This is a genomic window from Pseudomonas sp. HMSC063H08, assembly GCF_001813645.1.
Taxonomy (GTDB): domain Bacteria; phylum Pseudomonadota; class Gammaproteobacteria; order Pseudomonadales; family Pseudomonadaceae; genus Pseudomonas; species Pseudomonas aeruginosa.
Window position 1 is genome coordinate 1 of the sequence record NZ_KV813487.1, and the last position, 394, is coordinate 394.

Annotated in this window: 1 protein-coding gene; it reads left to right on the plus strand. The window is 61.9% G+C overall.

All coding sequences use genetic code 11. The annotated features are described in order from the left end of the window. Positions 1 to 50: 50 nt before the first annotated feature. A partial coding sequence (locus HMPREF2924_RS36530) for a TraC family protein (RefSeq protein ID WP_256567969.1) occupies positions 51 to 394 on the plus strand: 344 nt, incomplete at its 3' end.

Consider the following 394-nt stretch of genomic DNA (forward strand, 5'->3'; position numbering starts at 1 on the left):
TACCAGCGAGTCCAGTACGCCATGCCGGGCGAGCGCACGGAGGCCTACTGATGGAATTGCTTCAATTTTTTCGCCGCCGCGCCCAAGGACATGACGCGGCTATTCAGGAAGGGCAGAACACCGCTCCACAAGAAGCCAAAGTCCAAGACGCACTACGGGAAGAAGCCACCGAGCGCTATCTGGCGCGACTGGCCGCCATGGGTATTCCTCTGCCCAACACCGGGAGCAAGAATGGCGCCACGCAGGCTGAAGCGTCACGCCTCTACGATCACGACCCATCGTTCGTCGACCTGCTGCCCTGGGCTGAGTACCTGCCCGACGAACAGGTGATGCTCCTGGAAGATGGGCGTTCGCGTGCCGTCTTCTTCGAGCTGGTGCCCTTGGGCACCGAGGG